The organism is Limosilactobacillus balticus, assembly GCF_014145615.1.
In the GTDB taxonomy this organism is placed as follows: Bacteria; Bacillota; Bacilli; order Lactobacillales; family Lactobacillaceae; genus Limosilactobacillus; species Limosilactobacillus balticus.
In genome coordinates this window covers 104,222-128,596 of the sequence record NZ_JACIVH010000064.1, presented here as the reverse complement: position 1 = coordinate 128,596, position 24,375 = coordinate 104,222, and the positions used below count along the sequence as shown (strand labels likewise).

The 24,375-nt window shown below is 38.1% G+C and carries 25 protein-coding genes and 1 other RNA gene; 17 read left to right on the top strand and 9 right to left on the bottom strand.

Annotated features, from left to right (window positions below; genetic code table 11):
• Positions 1-41 precede the first annotated feature (41 nt).
• The 3 genes from H5S10_RS05275 to H5S10_RS05265 all read left to right on the top strand — a co-directional run bounded on the left by H5S10_RS05275 (position 42) and on the right by H5S10_RS05265 (position 2,289).
• Positions 42-560 (top strand): cell wall elongation regulator TseB-like domain-containing protein, encoded by a 519-nt coding sequence (locus H5S10_RS05275; protein WP_003666187.1) that lies wholly within the window; start codon positions 42-44, stop codon positions 558-560.
• Positions 561-644: 84 nt separating this feature from the next.
• Positions 645-1,349, top strand: a complete 705-nt coding sequence (locus H5S10_RS05270) for a DnaD domain-containing protein (protein WP_182588983.1) — start codon at positions 645-647, stop codon at positions 1,347-1,349.
• A 22-nt stretch (positions 1,350-1,371) separates the two neighbouring features.
• Positions 1,372-2,289 carry a DMT family transporter gene (locus H5S10_RS05265; protein ID WP_182588982.1) on the top strand — a complete coding sequence of 306 codons (918 nt, stop codon included), beginning with the start codon at positions 1,372-1,374 and terminating at the stop codon, positions 2,287-2,289.
• Positions 2,290-2,367: 78 nt separating this feature from the next.
• Here the strand turns inward: H5S10_RS05265 and H5S10_RS05260 are convergent, their stop codons facing one another.
• Both H5S10_RS05260 and recU read right to left on the bottom strand, forming a co-directional pair.
• Positions 2,368-4,638: a PBP1A family penicillin-binding protein gene (locus H5S10_RS05260; RefSeq protein WP_182588981.1), complete on the bottom strand. Its 2,271-nt coding sequence runs from the start codon at positions 4,636-4,638 to the stop codon at positions 2,368-2,370.
• Between the two features lie 11 nt (positions 4,639-4,649).
• Positions 4,650-5,264 carry a Holliday junction resolvase RecU gene (recU, locus tag H5S10_RS05255; protein ID WP_003674119.1) on the bottom strand — a complete coding sequence of 205 codons (615 nt, stop codon included), beginning with the start codon at positions 5,262-5,264 and terminating at the stop codon, positions 4,650-4,652.
• Between the two features lie 118 nt (positions 5,265-5,382).
• On the opposite strand from recU, the gene H5S10_RS05250 reads away from it, so the two are divergent.
• The 5 genes from H5S10_RS05250 to H5S10_RS05230 all read left to right on the top strand — a co-directional run bounded on the left by H5S10_RS05250 (position 5,383) and on the right by H5S10_RS05230 (position 8,888).
• Positions 5,383-5,955, top strand: coding sequence for a DUF1273 domain-containing protein (locus H5S10_RS05250; protein ID WP_182588980.1), 573 nt, complete (start codon positions 5,383-5,385; stop codon positions 5,953-5,955).
• Positions 5,956-6,026: 71 nt separating this feature from the next.
• On the top strand, positions 6,027-6,389 hold the full coding sequence (gene gpsB, locus H5S10_RS05245) for a cell division regulator GpsB (protein WP_182586623.1): 363 nt from the start codon (positions 6,027-6,029) through the stop codon (positions 6,387-6,389).
• A gap of 32 nt (positions 6,390-6,421) precedes the next feature.
• Positions 6,422-6,797: RNase P RNA component class B (gene rnpB, locus H5S10_RS05240), an RNA gene on the top strand.
• A 308-nt stretch (positions 6,798-7,105) separates the two neighbouring features.
• The gene (locus H5S10_RS05235) at positions 7,106-7,582 is read left to right on the top strand and encodes a class Ib ribonucleoside-diphosphate reductase assembly flavoprotein NrdI (protein WP_182588979.1); all 477 of its coding nucleotides are present in this window, start codon (positions 7,106-7,108) and stop codon (positions 7,580-7,582) included.
• 151 nt (positions 7,583-7,733) lie between these two features.
• On the top strand, positions 7,734-8,888 hold the full coding sequence (locus H5S10_RS05230; protein WP_182588978.1) for a THUMP domain-containing class I SAM-dependent RNA methyltransferase: 1,155 nt from the start codon (positions 7,734-7,736) through the stop codon (positions 8,886-8,888).
• 185 nt (positions 8,889-9,073) lie between these two features.
• Here H5S10_RS05230 and H5S10_RS05225 read toward each other — a convergent pair whose 3' ends face one another.
• Positions 9,074-9,469, bottom strand: a complete 396-nt coding sequence (locus H5S10_RS05225) for a ribonuclease HI family protein (protein ID WP_182588977.1) — start codon at positions 9,467-9,469, stop codon at positions 9,074-9,076.
• 24 nt (positions 9,470-9,493) lie between these two features.
• Between H5S10_RS05225 and H5S10_RS05220 the strand changes: the two genes are divergently transcribed.
• The 5 genes from H5S10_RS05220 to H5S10_RS05200 all read left to right on the top strand — a co-directional run bounded on the left by H5S10_RS05220 (position 9,494) and on the right by H5S10_RS05200 (position 14,899).
• Entirely contained in the window at positions 9,494-9,901 is a 408-nt protein-coding gene (locus H5S10_RS05220) for an EbsA family protein (RefSeq protein ID WP_182586721.1), read from the top strand.
• Positions 9,902-10,348: a signal peptidase II gene (gene lspA / locus H5S10_RS05215; protein WP_182588976.1), complete on the top strand. Its 447-nt coding sequence runs from the start codon at positions 9,902-9,904 to the stop codon at positions 10,346-10,348.
• Between the two features lie 3 nt (positions 10,349-10,351).
• Positions 10,352-11,263 carry an RluA family pseudouridine synthase gene (locus tag H5S10_RS05210; RefSeq protein ID WP_182588975.1) on the top strand — a complete coding sequence of 304 codons (912 nt, stop codon included), beginning with the start codon at positions 10,352-10,354 and terminating at the stop codon, positions 11,261-11,263.
• A gap of 76 nt (positions 11,264-11,339) precedes the next feature.
• Positions 11,340-12,425: a carbamoyl phosphate synthase small subunit gene (locus H5S10_RS05205; RefSeq protein WP_182588974.1), complete on the top strand. Its 1,086-nt coding sequence runs from the start codon at positions 11,340-11,342 to the stop codon at positions 12,423-12,425.
• Positions 12,425-14,899: an ATP-binding protein gene (locus tag H5S10_RS05200; RefSeq protein WP_231796081.1), complete on the top strand. Its 2,475-nt coding sequence runs from the start codon at positions 12,425-12,427 to the stop codon at positions 14,897-14,899. Before H5S10_RS05205 ends, H5S10_RS05200 begins: the two co-directional genes overlap by 1 nt.
• 47 nt (positions 14,900-14,946) lie before the next feature.
• Here H5S10_RS05200 and H5S10_RS05195 read toward each other — a convergent pair whose 3' ends face one another.
• Entirely contained in the window at positions 14,947-16,629 is a 1,683-nt protein-coding gene (locus H5S10_RS05195) for an NFACT RNA binding domain-containing protein (protein WP_182588972.1), read from the bottom strand.
• A gap of 216 nt (positions 16,630-16,845) precedes the next feature.
• Between H5S10_RS05195 and H5S10_RS05190 the strand changes: the two genes are divergently transcribed.
• Complete coding sequence (locus H5S10_RS05190) at positions 16,846-17,724, top strand: DegV family protein (protein WP_182588971.1); 879 nt, start codon at positions 16,846-16,848, stop codon at positions 17,722-17,724.
• Complete coding sequence (locus H5S10_RS05185; RefSeq protein WP_182586728.1) at positions 17,721-18,365, top strand: hypothetical protein; 645 nt, start codon at positions 17,721-17,723, stop codon at positions 18,363-18,365. The genes H5S10_RS05190 and H5S10_RS05185 overlap by 4 nt, the downstream gene beginning before the upstream one ends.
• Before the next feature lie 143 nt (positions 18,366-18,508).
• Here the strand turns inward: H5S10_RS05185 and H5S10_RS05180 are convergent, their stop codons facing one another.
• Entirely contained in the window at positions 18,509-19,165 is a 657-nt protein-coding gene (locus H5S10_RS05180; protein WP_182586729.1) for an HD domain-containing protein, read from the bottom strand.
• 100 nt (positions 19,166-19,265) lie between these two features.
• On the opposite strand from H5S10_RS05180, the gene H5S10_RS05175 reads away from it, so the two are divergent.
• A complete protein-coding gene (locus tag H5S10_RS05175) occupies positions 19,266-20,114 on the top strand; it encodes a glycosyltransferase family 8 protein (protein ID WP_182588970.1) in 849 nt (282 codons plus the stop codon).
• Here the strand turns inward: H5S10_RS05175 and H5S10_RS05170 are convergent.
• The gene (locus H5S10_RS05170) at positions 20,088-20,933 is read right to left on the bottom strand and encodes an alpha/beta hydrolase (protein ID WP_182588969.1); all 846 of its coding nucleotides are present in this window, start codon (positions 20,931-20,933) and stop codon (positions 20,088-20,090) included. The genes H5S10_RS05175 and H5S10_RS05170 overlap by 27 nt on opposite strands.
• Positions 20,934-21,092: 159 nt before the next feature.
• Here H5S10_RS05170 and H5S10_RS05165 point away from each other — a divergent pair, with 159 nt between their 5' ends.
• Positions 21,093-21,617 carry a GNAT family N-acetyltransferase gene (locus tag H5S10_RS05165; protein ID WP_035160101.1) on the top strand — a complete coding sequence of 175 codons (525 nt, stop codon included), beginning with the start codon at positions 21,093-21,095 and terminating at the stop codon, positions 21,615-21,617.
• A 54-nt stretch (positions 21,618-21,671) separates the two neighbouring features.
• On the opposite strand, the gene H5S10_RS05160 is transcribed toward H5S10_RS05165, so the two are convergent.
• The 3 genes from H5S10_RS05160 to H5S10_RS05150 all read right to left on the bottom strand — a co-directional run bounded on the left by H5S10_RS05160 (position 21,672) and on the right by H5S10_RS05150 (position 24,336).
• On the bottom strand, positions 21,672-23,015 hold the full coding sequence (locus tag H5S10_RS05160) for a PFL family protein (protein WP_182588968.1): 1,344 nt from the start codon (positions 23,013-23,015) through the stop codon (positions 21,672-21,674).
• A gap of 24 nt (positions 23,016-23,039) precedes the next feature.
• On the bottom strand, positions 23,040-23,306 hold the full coding sequence (locus tag H5S10_RS05155; RefSeq protein WP_003666221.1) for an ACT domain-containing protein: 267 nt from the start codon (positions 23,304-23,306) through the stop codon (positions 23,040-23,042).
• A gap of 139 nt (positions 23,307-23,445) precedes the next feature.
• The gene (locus H5S10_RS05150; protein WP_182588967.1) at positions 23,446-24,336 is read right to left on the bottom strand and encodes an aldo/keto reductase; all 891 of its coding nucleotides are present in this window, start codon (positions 24,334-24,336) and stop codon (positions 23,446-23,448) included.
• Positions 24,337-24,375: the final 39 nt, after the last annotated feature.

The window sequence follows — 24,375 nt, the reverse complement described above, 5'->3', positions numbered from 1 at the left end:
ATATAAGAATTTAAAAACTAAAGAGATAAGAGGGAAAAGATATGCAAAGTCGGCGTGAAGTTCAGCGTGAACAGAGTCGAGGTTCCTCAATGCGGACAATTCGTAACCTTTTGATTGCGATTTTACTAATCTTATTAATAGTGTGGAGTGTTTTTGCAGTTAGCAATCAACCACGAAATTCAGCACGGCGGCAAACAATTTCACTTGCCGAAAAATATGCTCATCTCCAGTCTCCTGACCAATTTTATATTTATAATCGGGAGAATACTTACTATACGATTAGTGGCAAGAATCAGCAAAAACAACCGATCCTGGTTATGGTTCCCCAACATGGTGGCAAGATTAGGGTTCTAAAACAGTCGAGTGGGATTACTGCTGCGAGAGCACGAGCGATGACAAAAGCAAATCGCAATCCGCGAGAAATTTTAAAAGTTGCTCCTGGGGTATTTAATGATAAGACTGTCTGGGAAGTAACATACCGTAATCAAAAAGGAAATCTCTGCTACGATCTGATTAATTTTAAGACTGGACAATACGTTCAAAATATTAATAATCTTTAATAAAAGCTGAAACTAATAGAGGCTGGGATTACTCAGTCTCTTTACTTTTGCAAAAAATATTTTGCTAAGAGAGGAGCTGATTAAATGACAGATGCAAGCCTTTTACAACATTACTTGCAAGCAGGTGAAACAAATATAAGTAATTTATTGCTACATCATTATAAAGAGTTAGGGATGACAACCTCTCAATTTGTCTTATATCTTCAGTTCAAATCTTACCAGGATCGAGGAATAATGAATCCGGATGTTCGGACAATTGCAAAGAACTTAGGAACAAAAGAGCGACAGGTGTTTGAACAACTTCACCAGATGATGACAAACCATCTTGTTGAGCAGAAGATGCGAAAAATGGAAGATGGCAAAGAAGATGCGATATATGATTTTTCGCTCCTCATCAACAAATTAGCGTTGCTCAATGAGAATGACCAAGAGGAAACAATTAAGGTTGAAAATACTAATACTCGGGTTGAGACATTTAATCAGCTAGAAGCCGAATTTGGCCGGCCTCTATCATCAATGGAATTACAAATCGTTAATGACTGGTTGGATAAAGATAATTATTCGGTAATAATGATTAAACTTGCTTTACGGCAGGCAGTAATGAATAGTGCGCTAAATCTCCAGTACATGGACCGGATTCTACAAAGCTGGGATCGTCAAGGCTTAAGAACCGAAAGAGATATCAATGAGCATGAAAAGAGGTTTGAACAGCGAAAAGAGGCTGGACAAAAGCCGGAAAAGAAGACATTAAAAAAGCCTAAAATACCGATTTATAAATTAGGCGAATAAAATTAAATAAAGGGTGATTGACATGGAAAAATCTTCTTCTCAAGTAATGAAGGGAATTATATGGGCAGCGGTTGCCTCTACTATGTGGGGAATATCTGGAACCGTTTTGCAACTCATCTCACAAAATTTAGCAATTCCTGCTACGTGGATGCTTTCGATGCGGACTTTTTCAGCAGGAGTAATTTTATTAGTAATTAGTGTATTTTTATATGGGAAAAAGATTTTTAACGTATTTAAAACACGAGCAACAGCTATTTCAGTCATTAGTTATGCTATTTTAGGGTTAATGGCAAACCTACTTACGTTCTATTATGCTATTCAAACAGGAAATGCCTCAGCAGCAACAATTCTTCAATATCTTTCCCCGCTATTTATTGTATTAGGTGGAATTGTTTTTATGCATCGTCGTCCATTTCGGAGTGACGTTATTGCGTTTGTTGTTGCTTTAATTGGGGTGGCATTATGTATCACACGTGGTAACTTTACACAATTAGCTTTACCATTTGTATCCCTTCTCTGGGGCTTGGGATCTGGGATTACAGCTGCATTCTATGTTGTCCTTCCACAACGTGCTGCTGATGAGAATCCGCCAATTGTTGTCCTCGGCTGGGGGACGATGATTGCCGGAGTTCTATTTAACCTTTACCGGCCATTTTGGGTTAATCCGCCACATATTACTACCACATTAGTAGCATCTGTTGCGACAGTGGTGTTATTTGGAACTATTTTACCATTTGGAATTTTGCTTCATGCAACTAGATATGCACCATCTGATGTAGTTAGTATCATGGATGCCGTTCAACCAATCACAACTTCAATTTTAAGTGTGATCTTCTTTAAATTGAACTTGAATTGGGCAGAAATTTTAGGGATTATTTTAGTAATTATTGCCGTCTATATTCTACAAAATGGTCGGCAAAAACATACAATTCATTCTTGAAAAAGTTGATAATAAAAAGGATTGCGGAGAAAAATTCCACAATCCTTTTTATTATCTTCAATTTTTTAAAAGATCTTATCATGGATTAGCTGTGCTAGGTTGCGTAGCAGGGGCAGGGCTAGAACTTGAGCTTTGTGCGGGTGCAGATGCAGATGAGCTTGAGCTAGCCGGAGCACTACTTGACGAAGATTCAGTTGAAGTATTATTTCGTTCTTCTGTGCGATTTTCGCTGCTACTACTTGAAGCAGAGCTGGAAGAAGATGAAGACGATGATGATTCACTTGAGCTAGAAGTAGAACTGCTATCACGATCAGCTGATGTATCTTCAGTATAATCGAATGCCCATTTTGAATCGCGAATTACAAGCTGACGTTTACCTTTAACTCGAACAGCCTCAACAGTATCTGGCATCGTCCAATCAGATGCGTGATTTTGGCTGTCAAGGTATTGCATTAAGTCCTTGTAAAGTAATTGTGCTGACTTTATATATTGTTCTGAAATACTGCCACCAGGTTCAAGTGGGTGGTCATAACCAGTCCAAACTGCAATTGAGTAATTCTTAGTATACCCGGCCATCCAGGAATCCATTACGCCAGACTGACCAGAATTTCCAGGATAGTTTGTCGTCCCCGTCTTACCGGCTTGGTTAACACCGTCAAGTCGAGCGTCAGTTGCGCTTCCTTGTGAATCTGTGAAGACTCCCTTAAGCATATCAGTGATCATGTAGGCAGTAGCCTTATTCATTGCGCGGTTACCTTTCGGGTTGAATTGCTTTACTGAACCATCTTGAGTAGTAATCGAGCTAATGTAGTAAGGCTTGTAGTAAGTACCGCCATTGGCAAAGGCCGCATATGCAGCAGAAACTTGGAGAGGGGAGATATACAAAGCAATCCCGTTTTGTAAAGTATATGGTTGCTTTTGTGAAATTCCTAATCCATCAAGGAAAGAAGTAGCACGTTTAATTCCCACGGCTTGTAATGCTCGAATAGCAGGGACATTCCGTGATTGAACTAAAGCTTCACGCATTGTCATATTGCCCTTGTACTTTTTATCAAAGTCATGAAGGACAGTATTAGTACCAGGAAAGACAAACCGAGTATCAGCAATTGACTTGAAGGTTGGCCATTGTAAGTATTCAATAGCTGGACCATAATCCATTAATGGTTTTGCGGTCGACCCGGAACTACGGTTACTTTGCACAGCCCGGTTAAGACCATACACAACATTTCCTGTATGACGGCCACCAAGCATGGCAATGATTTGTCCGTTATGCGGGTCGGTAACAGCTACCCCGGCTTGCATTTTATCGTTTTGGAACTGAACTTTTTTATTTGCTGCATCATAAAGGTGTTGTTGAGCATCGAGGTCAAGATTAGTGTGAACCTTTAGCCCGTCACTATATGGGTTGTATCCTTGTGCTTGCAAATCAGCAAGAACCTGTTTTACGTAAGGGTCAACAACTTTAGAATCTACAGCAGTTCCGCTTCCTGAAATATTACCATGATCAGGGTCTAAACCAGCAGTAACACTTTCGCTTGCTGCTTGGTTAGCTTGGGATTGGGTAATGTAATTGCTGCGAACCATCGCATTCAATACTTCATTTCGCCGTTGTGTTGCATATTTCGTGTTGCTTACAAGTGGATTATAATAAGTAGGCGATTGTGGCATTCCGGCGAGAAGGGCTAATTGGGAAAGGTCAAGATCGTTTAAATCTTTACCGTAGTAGTACTGAGCTGCTGTTTGCATTCCATAAATTCCATTACCCATATAAACCTTGTTGATGTAGAAATCAAGAATCTGACTCTTGCTAAAATGCTGCTCAACATTAATAGCAAGCCAAGCTTCTTGGGCTTTTCGTTTTAATGTTCGATCAGAGGCCGCTGTTGAGAAGACGGATAATTTAACTAACTGTTGAGTCAGCGTACTTCCTCCCTGCATCCCGGCCGAACGACCAAAAACATTAGAAGTGGCTGCTCCAAGAATTCGAATTGTATCAACACCATGGTGTTTGTAGAAGCGGCGATCCTCAATTGAAACAACAGCATTTTTTAACTGCTTTGGAATTTGATTATCCTTGGCATATTCTCGTTTCTGTGCTCCTAAACGAGAAATTACTCGATTTTGATCATCGTAAATAGTCGTAATACTCTGACTTGTTAAGTCGCTTCTACTAATTTTAGGGGCGCTTGAGGCATAGTAGAAAAACAAAGCTGCAGATGCCACCATTAGTAGAACGACGATTCCTGCTACCCATAGCAAGATTTTCTTTATTAAGCCGCCAACATTGCGCTGTTGATTGTCATTGTTATTATGACGCTCACTACGCGTTGACTGATTATCATTTGACATAGTAAACTCCTTTACGCTTTTGCAGCAATTATTTTATCAACAGCGTTTAAATATGGTAAACGCGGATTGAGTTGATAATGAATTTGATAGCCTTCTTTAGCGATATCGGTTCGCAAAATTGATTTACGGCCGCCGCTTTGCTGTTGGTCCCAATATTTAAATAGGTTTGAAGCGGGAAGAAGGTATAGCAGGTCAAGCTCCGTAAATTTAATGAAAGCAAAACAAATTCCCCCCTGTGCTACACATTCACGCATATGCTGAATTTGGTGGGGATGAAAGTTTTTTAATGGAAAAGAATTTTTATTACGTGTTTCTTTAGCATCAAAATCAATATAGTATCCACGGTACACCCCATTGTAATCAGTAGTTGATGGCCGCCGAAAATATGCTTCTTTAATAACAGCCGCACTCCGCTTGGGGTAATCAACTTTTACAAGCTGAATAGGGGTAGGCTTTTTATGGATAACAGCAATATGGCGAGCCAAATAGTACTGATTACTATGATTGATTTCATCCTCTAACGACATCCCACGTTTAGCATAAATAGATTGATGTGGTGTCGGTAATTCATTATGTGTATTATAGTGTTGTACAGGTTGCTGACCATTGGGATAGTGAATGGTCACGGTGATCACTCTCCTAACTAGAGATTTATTATACCAGACTAGTTGCATAATGATTGATACAAGATGATTACAAGTTTAAGTTAAGAGGCTTTATATCTGCTTATTTAGGGAGGATTTTATGAAGAGAGTGTGGATTACTGGCTATCGAAGTTACGAACTAAATATATTTAAGGATAATGATCCCAAAGTTCAAGTAATAAAAGAGGTTCTTAAAAATTATTTAAGGGCCCAATTGGAATTAAATGATGATGAATTCTGGGTAATAACTGGACCACAAATGGGAACGGAAAGATGGGGACTCGAAGTTGCCTTAGAACTCCAAGCTGATTTTCCACAATTAAAAACGGCTTTAATGTTTCCCTTTACAGAATTTGGTAAGCAATGGAATGAAAATAATCAGTTAAAGCTGACGAGTATTACTCAGCAAGTTGATTTTTTTGCTAATGTTTCAGATAAACCTTATCAATCCCCACAACAGTTGCGAAATTATCAGCAGTTTATGCTTACACATACTGATGAAGCTTTTCTTCTTTACGACCCAGAGTATCAAGGGAAAACCAAGCATGATTATGAGACAATTCAAAAATATAAAGAAGAAAGGGAATATTCAATGACTTTTGTTGATTTTGATGAACTTCAAGAAGAGGCAGAAGAATGGGCTGAGCGTCAAAGGGAAAAAGATGAATTTTAACCTTGCATTTTTTCTTTGATTTGGTATTATAGTTATTGGACTACGCAAACTAAACAATTGAGGTGTTTAAGTTGGATAACATAAAATTTACTCCACAAGATATTTTGCATAAGCAATTTAAGGAGAGAAATATTGGCAAAGGCTACGATGAAGCGGATGTTGATGCTTTCTTAGATGATGTTATTAAAGACTACGACACCTATAATAAAGAACTTGAACGTTTAAATGATGAAAATGAACGTTTGAGAGCAAAGGTTGATGAATTAAATCGCCAAGTAGAAGTTGGTTCATCTATGAGTAACCAAACTGCTTCCCGTCAACCTGTATCGAGCGCTGCGAATATGGATATTTTAAAGCGTCTATCTAATCTAGAACGTCGCGTATTTGGTTCACAATTAGATGGTAACGATAATAATGACTCACATTTGCTTTAGTGCGTGTCGAATAGTTTATTAATAATTTTGCAAGTTTTGGGTAATTGAGCACAGCTTATGTTGTGTTAGGAAGGTCCATGCTCGCACAGGCTGCGATGCCTGTAGTGTTTGTGCTCGCTGAAAAAATAAGGCGGGGCACCATTTTATGGTGACGGCGGAAAAACGGACTAAGGTTTTAACTACGTCTTAGTATTCCTGAAAAGTGCCACAGTGACGATACAATATTGGAAACGATATTGGTGGAACGCGGTAAACCCCTCAAGCGGTAAACCCAAACTACGGTAGGGGAGCTTTGGATAACAAATTGAAGTGATTCCAGGGGAGAGTATTTCGGTACTCTGAGATAGATGATTACCTCGATATAATTATGCCTGATAATTATATTACGACAAAACATGGCCTACAGATACTTGCATACAGGCACCCGAGTTCGCTCGGGTTTTTTTATTTTAAAAATCAGAGCATACTGTTATTATTTTCTTTTACATAATACGTTAACAATTACTTTTTGAAGCAAAAAGTTAAACGATGATAAATTAAATTTTGGGCGTTTGGGGTAGATATAGCTTAAAAATTCTTAAAATAGCAATAAAATATAAATAATTGTTTCATTTTATTCCAAGTGCGCCTATAATGTTAGAGGGGTTAAAATGAGTTATTTGCAAATTAGCTTATCTTCCGATTAACAAAATATCAGATAATGAAGTTAGGGAATTATGGATAATAAGAGAATAAAAATTGTATATATGTCGTTTTCTGGGAATGTACGGTCATTCACCCATCGACTTCAAGAATACGCAACGCAACAGTATCATTTAAATAATGAGAATCCGTTAATTGAGTTATTGGAGATTTCAGAGGAGACACTTCCAACCAAAAGCGATAGTAAATTTTTTGTTTTACTACCAACATATATGATCGGTGGAAGTAGATTCACGCCGACGTTAACAGAAATCTTAACAACACCAATGCACGATTATTTGGAAAGCTATGATAATGTTAAACGTTGTGCGGGAATAATTGGCAGCGGAAACCTGACCTTAGGGAAGATGTATGTAATAACTGCCAAGACATACGCCAAAAAATACGATTTGCCTTTATTAGCAGCATTTGAATCTCGTGGCACCACCCGGGATATTGAACGCATTTACAAAATATTAACTGATAAAGCAAATGAGAATTCCTTAATGTAATTAGGTTAGAATAGACTACCATTTGTAAACAAAAGAGATTGCAACATTTTTAGTTTTGCAGTCTCTTTTGTTTCTTCTTGCGGCTTCTTTTCATTTTGAAGCAACATAAGGTAAAATAATTAATAGGAATATGTCTAAAGGAGAGTTTAATGTGCAAACATATCAGTTAATTGCTACTGCTGCTGCAGGTATTGAAGCATTGGTAGGAAAAGAACTAAGAGATCTTGGCTATGAAGTTAAAGTAGAGAATGGTCGGGTGCGTTTTCAAGGAACAATGAAGGATGTTATTCGAACTAATCTCTGGTTACGGACAGCAGACCGAGTAAAAATTGTTGTGGGTGAATTCGATGCTCGGTCTTTTGAAGAATTGTTTGATCGTACTGAAAATATTGCATGGGAAGATTTGTTGCCAATTGACGCGAATTTCCCGGTTGAAGGAAAAAGTCATAACTCACAATTACATAATGTGCCAAGTGTTCAAGCAATCACTAAAAAAGCGATTGTTCAACGTCTCAGTAATGCATATCATCGTCGGACTCGCTTAGCTGAAACTGGTGCTACTTACCCATTAGAAGTAGCAATTAATAAGGACCATGTTCTTCTTACATTAGATACTAGTGGAGAGGGACTTTTTAAACGTGGATATCGTAAAAATAAAGGTGGAGCACCGTTGAAGGAAAATATGGCAGCCGCCTTGGTAATGCTTGCCCACTGGTTCCCTGATAATCCATTTGTCGATCCTGTATGTGGTTCGGGAACGATTCCAATCGAAGCAGCATTATATGGTCATAATATTGCGCCTGGAATCAACCGTTCATTTATTAGTGAACAATGGGTTAACTTGGTTCCAGATGGTTTATCTGATGAAGTTCGGGATGAGGCCGATGCCTTAGCAAATTATGATATTGAATTAGACATCCATGGATATGATATTGACCAGAATATGATCGATATTGCTCAAGAAAATTCTCGTGCGGCAGGCTTAACTCATGATATCACGTTTAAGCAATTAGCCGTAAAAGACTGGCAAACAAGCGAAGTTAATGGAGTTATCGTTGCTAACCCGCCATATGGGGAACGTTTAAGTGATAAAGAATCTGTTCATGAACTTTACCGACAAATGGGTGAGCTATACCGTCCATTAACTACATGGAGTAAATATATTTTGACGGCTGATATGGAATTTGAAAAGTACTATGGAGCGCCCGCCACAAAGCGTCGCAAACTTTATAACGGTGCCTTACGAACAGATCTCTACCAATATTGGGGCAAAAAAGATCGCTCCAAGATCAAATCCCTTAAATAGCAAGGGTTTCAACGAAAATTCTGCTTTAAAAAACGTCAAAAGGGGGATAAAAGGGGGCAAAATCTCCCAATAATAAAAGCCTTAGTAAGGAGTTGCATTGTAACGACCGCTAAGGCTTTTTCTCTGCTTAGTAGCTGATAGAACATGTGAATGATATAATCAAAATGGTATGCTGTTTTCCAAAATCACTCTATTTTGTGGAGGGCCTGATTTGCTAAATTATGTGCTCCACGATTTTGGCTTTCAGGAATCCACTGGGTAATAACCGTTGGAAAGTGTTGAAGGAGAGGATTTAGTACTGCTAATTCTTTTTGGTAATGTTTTGTATAATTTTTGCCAATTGCGTCACTTAAGATACGACTATCAGTATAAAATAGGATTGTTTCATTATTACTAAAGTGATCAATTAAGTATTTAAATCCATAGTGAGCTGCAGCAAATTCACCATGGTGATTGTCCATCTTTTCCTTATCTACTGGAATTGCAAGCTGAATTTGCTTATGATTGGTAATTATTATTATTCCTAAACCAGTAGGACCAGGATTTCCTTTTGTTGCAGCATCTGTAAAAATTTTGATCATAAAAACTACCTCTTTTCTGAAAGGATGACATTTATAATTATGGAAGAAGAAACTCGTTATTTTTACCAACCAGACCTTACGGGGGCAATTATTAGCTGGTGTTGGACTTTTCTCTTCTTTATTGCCGGTCTCGTAATTTGGCTTGAAATTACCCATTTTCAGTGGCTCAGTGCGCTCTTTTTTGCAGTTTTTGTAATTCTTGCCTTATTAGAATGGCGGCGACGAACTGTAGTAATCACTCCAACTAAAATGGTATTTAATCGCTTGTTACAAAAGCAGTATCTCGTTATCCCAATCTCTGATATTCGTCAGCCAGAGTTTACCAAGCATACGGTGACAATTACCGTGAATGGAGAAGTGATGAGTTTTACCTTTACCACTAAAGCAATTGCACGTTTGAAATTAGCATTGAAACAACAGGGGGTTCAATAATTGTTACTTGGGATCGCTATTGGTATTATTTTAATTTTAACAATTTGTGACCAATTATTAAAATCGTGGGTTGCCTCATCAATTGTTCTTGGTGGTAGTAAACAGCTAATTCCTGGTATTATTGAGTTAACTAATTTACGAAATTCAGGGGCTGCTTGGAGTCTTTTTGAAGGACAACAAACTTTTTTTACTATTATAACTATTATTGCAATTATTGTAATTGGTTACTTTATCTGGCAGTACCGTAAAAATGCATCAATGATAATCGGATTAGCATTGATTATGGCAGGAACAATCGGCAACTTTATCGATCGGTTGAGGCAAGGGTATGTTGTAGATATGTTTGAAACAACATTTATTAATTTTCCAATTTTTAATATTGCGGATATGTGCTTAACAATTGGCGTAATCTGGCTAATAATTTGCATCTTAAAGGAGAAGGACTGACAAATGTCTGAAGAAGTAGAATTAACAATTGATAGTGAGATGGTTGGAAGGATTGATAAGCAACTTGGCCATCATTTTGATCAATTTTCCCGATCACAAATTCAACATTGGATAGAAGATGGTCACGTCCTTGTTAATGGCAAACAAGTAAAGCCCAAATATAAGTTGCTTGTAGGTGACCATATCCAAATAATCCCAGAAGAGCCACAAAAAATTGATTTAACACCTGAGAATATTCCTCTTGATATTGTATATGAAGATAATGATGTTATTGTCGTTAATAAACCGCAGGGAATGGTAGTTCATCCTGCACCAGGTCATCCAGACCATACGCTTGTAAATGCTCTTTTATATCATTCACCATTGTCAACTATTAATGGAGAATTTCGACCTGGAATCGTTCATCGAATTGATAAGGATACATCAGGACTATTGATGGTAGCTAAAAACGATCTAGCCCATCGTTCTTTGACAGCTCAATTAAAGGCAAAAACTAATCAACGAGAATACGTTGCACTTGTGCATGGCGTTATAAAAGAAGATAAAGGAACAATTGATGCTCCATTAGGTCGCTCATTAAAGGACCGCAAAAAGCAGGCCGTTGTGATTGATGGACGTCACGCGGTAACCCATTTTAATGTGTTAGAACGGTTTAAAAATTATACATTAGTTGCCTGTCAGTTAGAAACGGGACGAACTCACCAAATTCGCGTTCATATGAAATATATTGGTCATCCGTTGGCAGGAGATCCTTTGTATGGGCCGCGAAAAACACTTGCTGGCAACGGTCAATATCTACACGCTCGTTTGTTGGGCTTTAAACACCCCCGAACAGGCAAAGAAATGGTTTTTACGGCTCCATTACCAGCCTATTTCACAAAAATGCTTGAACATTTACGTAAGACAGACCAATAAAATTATTGTGTTTAATTTGGAGAACGTTCATAATAATATTGATCAATTATTAACAAAGTTTTAGGAGAGTGGGACAGTGACAGCACGATACCTAATATTTGAAGATGGCTCAATTTTCGCTGGTGAAGGTTTTGGCTCACCAGCCGTTACTTTTGGTGAAGTTGTTTTTAATACTAGTATGACTGGTTATCAAGAAATTATTACTAATCAGGTTTACAATAACCAAATTGTAGTCTTTACCCAGCCCAATATTGGAAGCTATGGAATTCAACGTAATATCTATGAATCAATTGTACCGACGATTAAAGGAATTATTGTTCGGTCCCTTGCTGATACTGGAACCAATAATAATGGACGTCAATTGACTCTTGATAAATATCTTCAACAAATGAATATTCCTGGAATTACTAATATTGATACACGGGCAGTAGTTCATAAGTTAAGAAAAGCTGGAAAGCCATTAAAGGGGAGCATTGTTCCGGTTCCAGATGATCATGCTTTTGACCAACTGCATGCGACCGTTTTAACGAATCAACAGGTTGCTCAAGTATCTACTCCTAAGCCATATCCTAATCCCGGAATTGGGCTAAGCGTTGTTGTGATTGACTTTGGATTAAAGAATGGGATATTACGAGAATTAAGCCGACGAAAATGCAATATTACTGTCTTACCATATACCGCAACTGCTGAAGAAATATTACGCTTAGATCCTGATGGGGTTGTGCTCTCCAGTGGACCGGGAAACCCTAATAATGTCCGGAAGTCAGTTCTCGAAATGATTCGTACTGTTCAAACCAAAGTACCGATGTTTGCTATTGGATTAGGCCATGAATTATTTGGGATCGCTAATGGAGCGGATGTTCAACAAATTCCGGTTGAGCATCATGGAATGAATCATCCAATTCATGAAATTATTACCGATCACATTGTCTATGCAACCCAAGCAGAAGGGTACCTGATTAAGCGGAATTCAGTTGACCGCTCCCAGCTTTTTATTACATACGTTGATATGCTTGATAACAGTGTTCAAGGGCTTCGTCATCGTCGTTATCCAGCATTTTCAGTTCAATTCTTCCCCGATGGCGCACCGGGGCCCGATGAGACTGATGGTTTGTTTGATGAGTTTGTCGATACAATGAATAGGAGGGGGGATCGTCATTGATGGAAAAGTTGAAATCTGTATTGATTATTGGAGCAGGAGCCAATGATGTGCAACACGGGGATGAGCTTGACTCTGCTATTTACCAGGTATCACGCGTTTTTAAACAAATGAAGATAAAAACAATCTTGGCAGATGATAACCCATTTTCGGTAAGCTTAGAAAATGTTGATCATGGTTGTATTGTCCCGCTAAAAGTCGAAAGCCTAATGGATATTATTAATAAATTTCATCCCGATGCAATTTTACCTACGCTGGGGAATCGTCGAGCCTTTGAACTTACTCAAGAATTGCTAGAAAAGGGGATTATTCGTAAGGAAAATATTCAACTACTAGGAGTTCCTGAAGCAACTATTCGGCAAATCAATAGTGCTGTCTTGCTTGAACGAACCCTTCGACAAATGGAAGCGCCAGTTAAGAAAATCGTAACAGTTAATAATTATCAGGACGCTTTAGATGAGGCAACTAAGCTAGGGTATCCAGTCATTATCAGGTCAGTATTGCCTAAAAGTAGTAGTACCCGTAAAATTGTGCATGATCGAAGTGAATTGGCAGATGCTGTAAAGGTTTGTTTGAGCCAATCACGAGCAGAACAAGTAGTAGTTCAGCAAAGTCTTGCCGGTTATAAGGAAATTGAAGTTGTCGTTCAACGCGATAGTTCCGGAACAATGATGATGTTGTCAATGATTGAGGATATGGACCCAATTGGTATCCATGCTGGCGATTCAATTGCTTTTAATCCTGTTCAAACACTTCTCGATCGACAGATTCAAGATATTCGAGATACGGCTTTTGCTATTACTCGCAAATTAAGGATTGTCGGTACAAACCATATTCAGTTTGCCCTGGATACAAATAGTGATCGTTTCTATGTCATTAAGAGCAGCCCATACTTTGACCGAATTACTGCTTTTACTTCTCAGTCAACTGGATATCCAATTGCTGAAGTGACCGCACAATTATATGCCGGTAAGCATCTGCGAGACATTGATCTTGGCGAAAATTATGTTCATCATGCGGCTCTTATTGAACCAACGATGGATCATATTGCTGCCCGGGTTCCAATCTGGGGATTTAGTGATTTACCAAAAGCTAGTCGTTTACTTGGAACAGAAAAACGGTCGGTGGGGACGGTTTTTGGTATTGGTCGAAGTACTATTGAAGCGCTTTTCAAAGCTATTGAATCCCGTTACCATGAGCCGGCTGACTTTCATCTTGCCGCCCAAAAGCAACTGACTGACGACCAGTTAATTGCCAAAATTGTTCACCCAGAAGCAGGACGCCTTTTTGTATTAATTGAAGCGATGCAAAGAGGGTACTCAGTTAACGAATTAGCAGAGATGACAAAAATTGACCCATTTTATTTTGAACAGATTAATAAGATGCGGCTGTTGATGCATGAAATTGCCGCGCATCCTAATAAAGAACCGGTCTTACAAAAAGCAAAGAATTACGGGTTGAGCAATCAACTTATTGCAAGACTATGGAAAACTACCCCTGAGCAAGTTTATCAGATGAGTTTAGACCACCAATTATTGACAAAATACAAGGAAATCGAACCATCAGCCGGGGAATTTGACCAACATACTAATAATTTTTACTCTGCTTACGAAGAAGAAAATGAAATTAGCCGAACTTCCCAACCAAGCGCTTTGGTGATTGGGACCGGGGGATTACGATTAGGTTTAAGTAATTCTGGTGATTACTTTGTTGCCATGATGTTAAAAGAGCTTCATGATGAAGGCTTTAATAATGTCATTGTAAATTCGAATCCTAGTTCAGTTACGTTTAATCCAGAGTTAGCTGAAAAGCGTTATGTTGAGCCAGTAACGATTGAAAATGTTTTGCAGATATTACGGATAGAGCAACCTCAGTATTTGATTATTCCTGCTAGTTATAGTAAGTTATTGAAATCGTTGCAAAATTATGATTTAGATGTAAAAATCATCGTAATTCCCGATGAATTGCCAACTACTGCTGCTAGTAGTGATAAGCAACGTTACTTCTTCAATTATGTCTATGATGGAAATTATGCTTATCCATTAGGGACAATGACTGATCTTTTTTCGCCAATTGCGTTAAATTATCAATCTACCGCTTTACGCTACCCAGCTGATCTTCCTTCATCAACTTACCAAAATCTTAATGAGCAGGCTAGTATTGCTGTATTAAAGATGGAACAGCCAGGGTTATACCAAGCAATTTTTGAAGAGGATGATGGGGAATTTAGCTTAATTAAAGTTCAACCATTGTCATTGCCAGAAGTAGCCTTTTTATCCAAAGCCCTTCACATTAGCTTACCAGGAATTTTTACTCAATTATTCACTGGTAACTTTGATAAAATGCTGGAGCCCAAACCGGTATCTGGGATTGTTAACTATCGTGCAACCTTCCCATTTAAAGCGTTGCGAGTTAAGGGTGGGGTCCCTGCCCGTAATCGAGTTATTGGTGCTCAGATGCAATTTTTAGCAGAATAATTTAGGGATATAAAAAACTTCAGCCCGGTGCCTTGGGCTGAAGTTTTTTAGTTAGAAAGCTTATGTGGTGTTACATAAAGTGTTTTCTGGCCTGTAAAAATAACAAATCCAGGTTTAGCTCCGTTTGGCTTATGAAGTCGTTTGACAGGGAGATAATCAACGGGCACGTTATCTGAATCGCGACCTTTAGAGAAGTACGCTGCTAACTGTGCGGCTTCAAGAATGGTGCCTTCAGATGGGTTTGTTGATCGAATTACCACGTGGGAGCCTGGGATATCTTTAACATGTAACCAGATTTCATTTTTATTGGCAATCTTAAAGCTAAGACGGTCATTTTGCAGGTTATTTTTACCCACTAAAACTTTAGTGCCATCGCTAGTATGAAACTCTTCTGGAGCACTTACCTTAACTTTTCGTTGTTTTTTCCCACTTTTCTTCTTTTTAATATACCCTTGCTCTTGTAATTCCAGTTTGATCTCTTGAATATCAGCGGGAGCAGCTAATTTAATCTGATTCTCAATATTTTCAAAGTATTTGATTTCATCGTTTGTCAATTTTAGCTGTTCCCTTACATATTCGACAGAGGTTTTGAGCTTATTATACTTAGTAAAGTATTTTTGGGCGTTACGCGATGGTGATAATTCCGGAGCAAGTTTGATTTTCAGTGGTTTATTATCATCATAAAAGTTGGGAAGTTCGATTTCTTTCATTCCTGGCGTTAATTTACTAAGATAGGTAGTAAGGATTTCACCACAAATTCGGTACTGATCTGCAGTTGCTGCATCTTGTAATTGTTGTTGCAGTTTCTTTACTTTTCGCCGATCTTTTTTTAGCTCATTCTTCAGAACTTTTAACACTTGCCCAGCTAATTCTTTGGAACGATCTTGCTCTGCTTTATTAGCGTAAAAGGCATCAAGAAGAGCAGAGAGGGAGTCGAAATGTTGCAACTCACCATCAGTATTTAATGGAGGGAATACAGCAAATTGAGTCTTTCCATTAGAGTGGGTGATTAATACTGGCTCTGGATTTTCAAAGTGCTTAAGAAAGTGTTGATAGGTGGCTGGTAAATTATCACTTTGCAATAATTTATCAGCTAATTCCCGCGCGGAGTCTTTACCAAATCCTTGATATTGCTGCTGTAACTGATGACTTAACTCTACTGCATCATCGGTTTGTCTTACAAGATCAGAGTAGATTTGGTTTGGCAAATAAGGATTAACTTTATCTTGCTTTGGTGGCATGACAAAGGTTGCACCTGGTAATAACAGGCGAACCCGGTTTTGGTCTGAGCCAACATGCCTAATGGTGTCAATGATTTTACCCGTCTTAAGATTGATTAGTGAGATATTACTATGACGAGCCATAATCTCACTCACAAGAACTAATTGTTGACTATCTCCTAATTCATCACGAGTGTCAAAGATAATTTTGATAATCCGATCATTATCAACTTGTTCAATTTTGTTGATGATTGCGCCTTCAAGGTATTTCCGCATCGTCATTGTAAAATTAGTTGGAACCGCTGGATTTTTGTATGGAATCTCAGTAATTTGGATTCGTGGGTATGTTGGATTAGCAGAAATAAGTAATGGATAATTGTGCCGGTGAGCACGGATAGTAATAATTAATTCTGCAGGGTAAGGTTGACTAACTTTGGCTACCCGACCAGTAGTTAATTTTTGATCTAGCTCATGGACAATTGCATGAGTAAACAAGCCGTCAAAAGACATTAGTGTAGCCTCCTAAATATTATAATTACAAACGAAAATAGCACTATTAATTATACAGTTTTACATCATTAATGAAAAGTAATGTTACTTTAGTGGACATATTTTTGGTTGGTTTAGGGCCGTCAATGTGGTATGCTTTTTGTATTATGTGGGTGAAATCCGCGTAAAAACGCAATTATTTTTAATTATACAAATTTAGAACATGGAGTTGATAAGATGAAAATTGCTGTTGTTACTGACAGCACTGCCTACCTTTCTCCTGAAGAGGCGGCGGCTAATAATATTCATGTTGTCCCAATCCCAGTGACATTGGATGGTCAAACATACCGTGAAGGTGTCGATATTTCCACCAGTGATTTTTATGAAAAGATGGCAAATTCAAGCTCTTTTCCAACGACTTCTCAAACGCCGATCGGTCAATTGATGGAAGTTTACCAAGGATTAGCCGATGGTGGGTATGATGCTGTGATTAGCATTCATTTAACACGGGCGATTACAGGATATTTGGATACTGTTGAGCAACTTGCTGAACAAATGAAGGATACAATCAAGATCGTGCCAATTGATTCCCACTTAACAGTTAAGATGATGGGATACTTAGCCTTAGAAGCAGCTAAATTAGCTAGTGAAGACGATGATTTAGATGACATTGTTAAAAAGGTAAAGGAATATCGTGATACCTTTAATAATGTATTTGTGGTAGATGACTTGCAAAACCTTGTTCGTGGTGGTCGTTTATCAAACGCCTCTGCCTTTGTAGGCTCAATTTTAAAAATCAAACCTCTCTTGACTATGCATACTCCAACGCATGCCATTGAAGCGTTTGAAAAGGTGCGGTCGATGAAAAAGGCTAAACTTCGCTGTGAGCAAATCTTTGATGAGGATATTGCTAAACTTGACTATCCAGTTAGAGCAATGGTTATTCATGCCAATGTTCCAGAAGAAGGGCAAAAGTGGCTTGATAAACTTCAAGCAGATCATCCTGATATTTCGTTTGAGTTAAGTTACTTTGGTCCGGTAATTGGCTCCCACTTAGGAAAAGGTGCGCTGGCCTTAGCATGGATGCAAGATACAGCAAAGAAGCCTTTAGCATGAAAAAACAAACTTTAATTAAAATCCTTTTGGCAATTGCTGCAGGTATTTTAATGATATTAATATCATTTACTGGCTTTCAAACAATTTTACCGACCGGTGAGGCGTTTATGCCCTTAGCTGGTGTGATTGCAGTTGGAACGGCGGTCGCATTAGGAATTAATATTGCATTTATTGTAACGCTTGTTAGTGCCATAATTATGATTGTTCTTGGAACTGCCGACTGGGTAATATTAGTCGATTTTATCGTTATTTTGATTGTGGTTGGTTTGATTTTACGCAAACAGGTTCCGTTATCTATTGATCTCAATCATTCACAATTACTATGGCTTGCTATTTTTACCGGTCTAGTTCAATTATTCTTTATTTCAATCTTTTATGGACTAATTGGACTAGCTTTAACGGGGACGCCAACAGGTGGATTAACATTCGTTCAACTAATTATTCCTAATGCATTACTGACAGGATTATTATATGGCTTCCTAGTAGCACCAATCTCATTAATTTTTCGGTGGGTAGCGCGCAAAGCATTGCATATTGATAATAATCATCATAATGATTCAGGTAACTCTGCAGGCGATAAGCAGGGTGGTTCGATTATTGTCGACTTAAGAAGTGCTAAAAATAAAAAAGATGATAAGTAAGCAAAGAGAGTGGAAAATAACCTCCTCGACAAGGCGGTTGGCGAAGCTAGTTCCACGTTATCTTTCTATTGTTCATAAAAGTAGTTGAGGCTGAGAGAAAACAAAAGTTTTCTCCCAGCCTCTTTACTATTTCTCTAAATAATTTACATCTTTGCATCCCATTCGGCATGAAACTCGTCAAGAAAGTCGAGCATTACTTGTTGACGGTGATTTGCAATTTTCTTGGCAGTTTCAGTGTTCATCATGTCCTTTAAGTGTAAGAGCTTTTCATCAAAGTGATTAATGATAGTTTCATTTGCTAAATTACGATATTCTTCCCGGGACATATTATGACGAGGTTTAATAGCCGGATCGTATATTTTTTCATGATGACCACCCCCATAATAGATTGCGCGGGTGATGCCAATTGCGCCGATCGCATCTAACCAGTCTGCATCGCGTACTATTTGCCCGATGATTGAGAGTTTTACTTCCTCTTTGTCTAATGTATGAGCAAAAGAAATATTATTGATGACATCCATAATTGTTTTGACTTGTTCATCACTAAAGTCATTTTGCTTTAAGTAATTAATCAACTCTTGTTTAGCTGTTTCAACATTATCAACTAATTTCTCATCAATTGTATCGTGAAGGTAAGCCGCCACAATGGGTAGAAATGGGTCAACTTTTTCGCCCATAGCTAACCGTTTACTCATTTTTACTACGCGGTTAATATGGTCCATCCCATGCCCGGTCTTATCCTGACCTAATTTTTGAATGGTGTACTCTTTAATGGCAGCTAATTGTTCCGCTTGTTTCATCAAAAAACCTCTATTCTTGATTGATTCTTTAATAATATTAAATACTGAATCGCAATCCACGTCAACGTTTTGTAAAATAAGATGTAAGGAGTGTAATGAAATGAATTTATTATTTTCAATTAACGACAAATTTGTTACGCAATTAGCGACCGTTTTATTATCAATTAAACTAAATACGCAAGCACAAGAATTTAACGTATATGTCTTACAAGAGGACAAATTGAAACGAACTGATGACTTGGAAAGAGTTTGTGAGCAATTAGGAATGAACTATTTTCCGATCAAAGTTAATAATCAATTATTTAGCAAAGCACCAGTTACAGACCGCTACCCGACAACAATATATTATCGTTTACTAGCACACCGTCTTTTACCTCAAGATTTGCATAAGATTTTGTATTTAGATGCTGATGTATTGTGTATTAATGATCTTTCAAGTCTGTATGAGACTTCATTAGATGGATACCTATATGCTTCCGCCATCCATACAAATCTTACGAATACAACAGAGGTTATTAATAAGATTCGTCTGCAAAACTTTGATGCTGACGGGTATTATAATTCTGGCGTTCTCCTAATGAACCTTGATACTATCCGTAAAACAGTAAAGGATACGGACATTTTTAACTATATCCGTACCCATACACTTTTACTCCCTGATCAAGACGTCTTGAACGCCTTATATGGGCGCTATATTAAGTCTGTCCCTGATCAATTATATAATTTTGATACTCGTAAAGGTGGTATTTACGAAACGATTTCTTTTGGTGAATGGACAACCGATTGGGTAATGCGTAATACCGTGATTCTTCATTATTGCGGACGAGACAAGCCCTGGCTACCAACTAAAAATAGTGGACGCTACACTGCTTTATACAAAAACTACTTTCAAATGACTAATAAGCTTATTAGCGCAGCATTATTACTTTCTCCAGAAAAAACTGATTAAGATTTTATTGACTTGCGGATTATGATGAAGTAATTCGTGTTTAGCATTTGGTCCAGTAATCTTAACTTCGCGGTATGAACGTGCGCGGTTGTTAATAAGGTACTTAAGAGAAAGACAGGAAGCGTTTGAAACTTGGCTATCGTTGCTATCTTTTAAGTCACCGTAAATATTCATTAATTTAATTTGCTTTGGATAACGGTGACGTAATGGGAGTAACTTTTGATAGGAATCATTCATTGCGGAAGGTTTTCCCGTCTTTTTATTCACTGTTAGATTAGCAGGTTCATTCCAGCCAATTGCACCATCAAATGTTCCAGCCATCGCAACTTGTTTTTGAATTTGCGGAAGGTTATGGTTGCCGGCATTAGCAAGGAGAAAATACATAACTGCCATGTTTCCCATGGAGTGCGCTTCAATATTTACCTTTTTAAAATGATATTTAGCTTGTAGTTCTTCAAGAACGTTCTTAACCCATTGACCTTGTAATTCATAATTTGTACTATGGTTATCATTGAAATTGACCATTACGAGCGGATTAACAGCGTTATGAGGGATATTTCCTTTAAGAGTAACGGTCCCATCACCAGCAACATCTGCAGTGATAACCGTTTTTGACACGCCTGCCTTCATAATTCCATTTACCATATACTCTTCTGCATGGGCGCCGCTTCCGTAGCCATGGAAAAAGAGGGTGGGGGTAGTAGAATGAATATATTTATTGGAAAGGTCTGCATGAACTGGATTTGCTGCTAGTCCATAAATAAATGTTAGGAGAAATGCAATAAATATTGTTAAAGTAAATTTAATAAATTTGGTCATATAGAAGCCTTCTTTTTCTTTTTAGTGCTATCATAGCATATTGAAGGGGTAACTTTTAATAGTTAACAGTTGTATTTAAAACGTAAAATATGTTACAGTATTAGGGTTGTTAAACGAATAACACATCTAATTAATGTAATGAGAAGGGAAGGTAATACGATGCAAATCAAACAAGCTAAAATGGATGATTTAAATCAAATTATGGAAATTCTGCGAGATGGTCGAAACCAATTAGCTGAACAAGGGATCGATCAATGGCAAGGAGATTACCCGAACGAAGAACATATCAAAGAAGATATTGAAAAAGGATTTGCATACCTTGTACAATCACAAGATGATGAAACTGTTGGTGCATTATCAATTGTTGAAGCACCAGATCACTCATATGATGAACTTGACGGTGATTGGTTAATTGACACTGATCATTATGTTGTTATTCACCGTGTGGCAATTCACTCTAATCATGCTGGAAAAGGGTATGCCTCAGCATTATTCACTAGTGTAATTGATTACATTAAGAATAATCGGAAGGATATTAAGACTATTCGGATTGATACCCATGAAGATAACAAGATCATGCAACACTTGATCGACAAGAATGGCTTTACTAAAGTTGGTGAACTTCACGGGGTTTACCGTCCAGAAGAAAATTCATATGTTTACGCCTTATTAACAGGTAATTAAACACTAAGATAGCGGGAGACTAGGGATTCCTAATCTCTCGCTATTCTTTTAAAATTAATTTTTGAAACTATGAATTGGGGCGGGAATAAGTCCACCACGGTTAATCATGGCGGTACTTGTGGCTTTGTTGACCGCCATTACCGGGGCATATCCTAACAAACCGCCGAATTCAACCGTATCACCAACTTTTTTACCAGGTGCGGGAATCACGCGGACAGCAGTGGTTTTATTATTAATCATTCCAATCGCCGCTTCATCAGCAATCATTGCGCTAATGGTTTCTTTTGGTGTATCACCAGGGATGGCAATCATATCAAGACCAACGGAACAAACTGCAGTCATTGCTTCTAATTTAGAGATATTTAGCGTTCCAGCGTTAACTGCCTTAATCATGCCAGCATCTTCAGAGACGGGGATGAATGCGCCTGATAAACCACCAACATGACTGCAGGCCATAATCCCACCTTTTTTCACGGCATCGTTTAACATAGCTAGAGCAGCGGTGGTTCCGTGAGTTCCAACCTGGGCGACTCCAATTTCCTCTAAAACTTCCGCAACTGAATCACCAGCGGCAGCAGTTGGTGCGAGAGAAAGGTCCACGATCCCAAATTGAACGCCCAGTCTTTCCGCGGCAACAGTTCCTACTAATTGACCCATTCGTGTAACCTTAAAGGCAGTTTTTTTGATCGTTTCAGCAACGACGTCCATTGATTCACCTTTAACTTTTTCTAGGGCGGTTTTGATAACTCCAGGACCTGAAACACCAACATTTATTACTACATCTGGTTCACCAACACCATGAAATCCGCCCGCCATGAAGGGATTATCTTCAACAGCATTACAAAAGATAACTAATTTAGCATTTGTCATCATATCAAGCTTTGAGCCAGCAACGACTACTTCACCCATTTGCGCAACGGCATCCATATTGATTCCGCTACGAGTAGAACCAACATTTACTGATGCACAAACAAAATCAGTTTCCGCCAATGCTTCAGGGAGGGAAGCGATTAACGTGCGGTCACCAGTCTGATATCCCTTTTGAACGAGGGCACTGTAACCACCAATAAAGTCAATCCCTAATGTTTTAGCAGCTCTGTCCAAGGTTTTAGCATATTTAACATAGTCGTGGTCTTGAGAGGCAGCGACAATGAGGGAAATAGGGGTAACAGTTACTCGCTTGTTAGCAATCGGAATCCCATATTCAGCTTCAATTTGTTGGCCGACTTTAACAAGGTCCTTTGCTTTTGTCGTAATTTTGTCATAGATCTTTTGACATGCAACCGTACTATCACTATCGATACAATCAAGTAAAGAAATTCCCATCGTGATTGTCCTCACGTCGAGGTTTTCATTAGAAATCATGTGGCTAGTTTCATAAATTTGTTGTGAATTCATTAAGGGATATTCCTCCTGTACATATTAAAGATTATGCATGGCATCGTAAATTTTGGCATTTCTAAGGTTAATTTCAACGCCAATCTCTTTACCGAGTTCTGTAAATTCATTAGTTAATTGATAACTATCAAGGTTTTCAGGAATCATCACAGACATCATCATTACGAAATTGCCATCCATAATTGTTTGGGAAACATCTAGAATATTAATTTGTTTTTGAGCAAGAAGGGCACTTACCTTAGCGATAATTCCAACTTGGTCTTCACCTAGAACAGATACAACAGCTTTCATTAAAGAATCCTCTCTTTCTTTTAATGATTTTAATTGTAGTATAATAATATGAACATTTCTAGAAAATTTTGGATAATAAAAAGGGCATCACTTATTTAGAGGTGCCCTTTATGGTAAAAAAATATGAAATTGGTTGGATCTAAAATGCGCCCGGCTTACCAATATAGTCATCTACACCGTCAGGATTTCCTGACCACTTAAACTTATCATACCAGATAGAATGCTTTTCTTGATCTAACTTGTCGATTTGCTTCATTTCATCTGGTGATAGGGTAAAGTCAAAAATTTCTGCATTTTCTTGCATACGTTGAGGATGAGTAGTCTTGGTAAGAACTATAAAGCCTTGCTGAATTTCCCAGCGCAGAATAACTTGGGCAGGACTCTTTTGGTGCTCGTCTGCGATTGGCTTAATAACGTCATTAGAAAGAAGACGACCATTACCTAGTGGTGACCAGGCTTCAAGCTGAATATCATTTTCTCGACAAAATTTTACAATCTTAGATTGGTGAATTAGGGGATTGAATTCAATTTGATTAATTGCGGGTTTAATTTTGGCATGGTTGAGCAAATCAGTCATTCGTTCAACATTAAAATTGCAAACACCAATTGATTTTGCTTGACCATCAGCATAAATATCTTCGAGTGCCCGCCAACTTTCATTATATTTATCATTGACTGGCCAATGAAGAAGAAGGAGGTCGACATAATCAGTTTGAAGCCTCCTAAGTTGTGCTTCTACTGCTTGCCGAAGTTTATTATAATCTCCTTGATCACCATTGAAAATTTTAGTAGTAAGGAAAATACTGTCACGCTTACGACCAGTTGCTGCAAGACCGTCCTGTATACCTTGGCCGACAGCAGTTTCGTTACCATACTGTTTAGCAGTATCGATCAAGACATAATCATTAATAATAGCTTCTTTAACCATTTTCCGTGTTTCCACAAGTGAGGCTTTCCAGACCCCTAAGCCAAGTTGGGGGATGAGGTGACCATTATTTAATTTTATCTTTGGTTGTAGATTTTGGTTCATTTATATCACCTTTATTGTTCTAACTAACTTTATGCACAC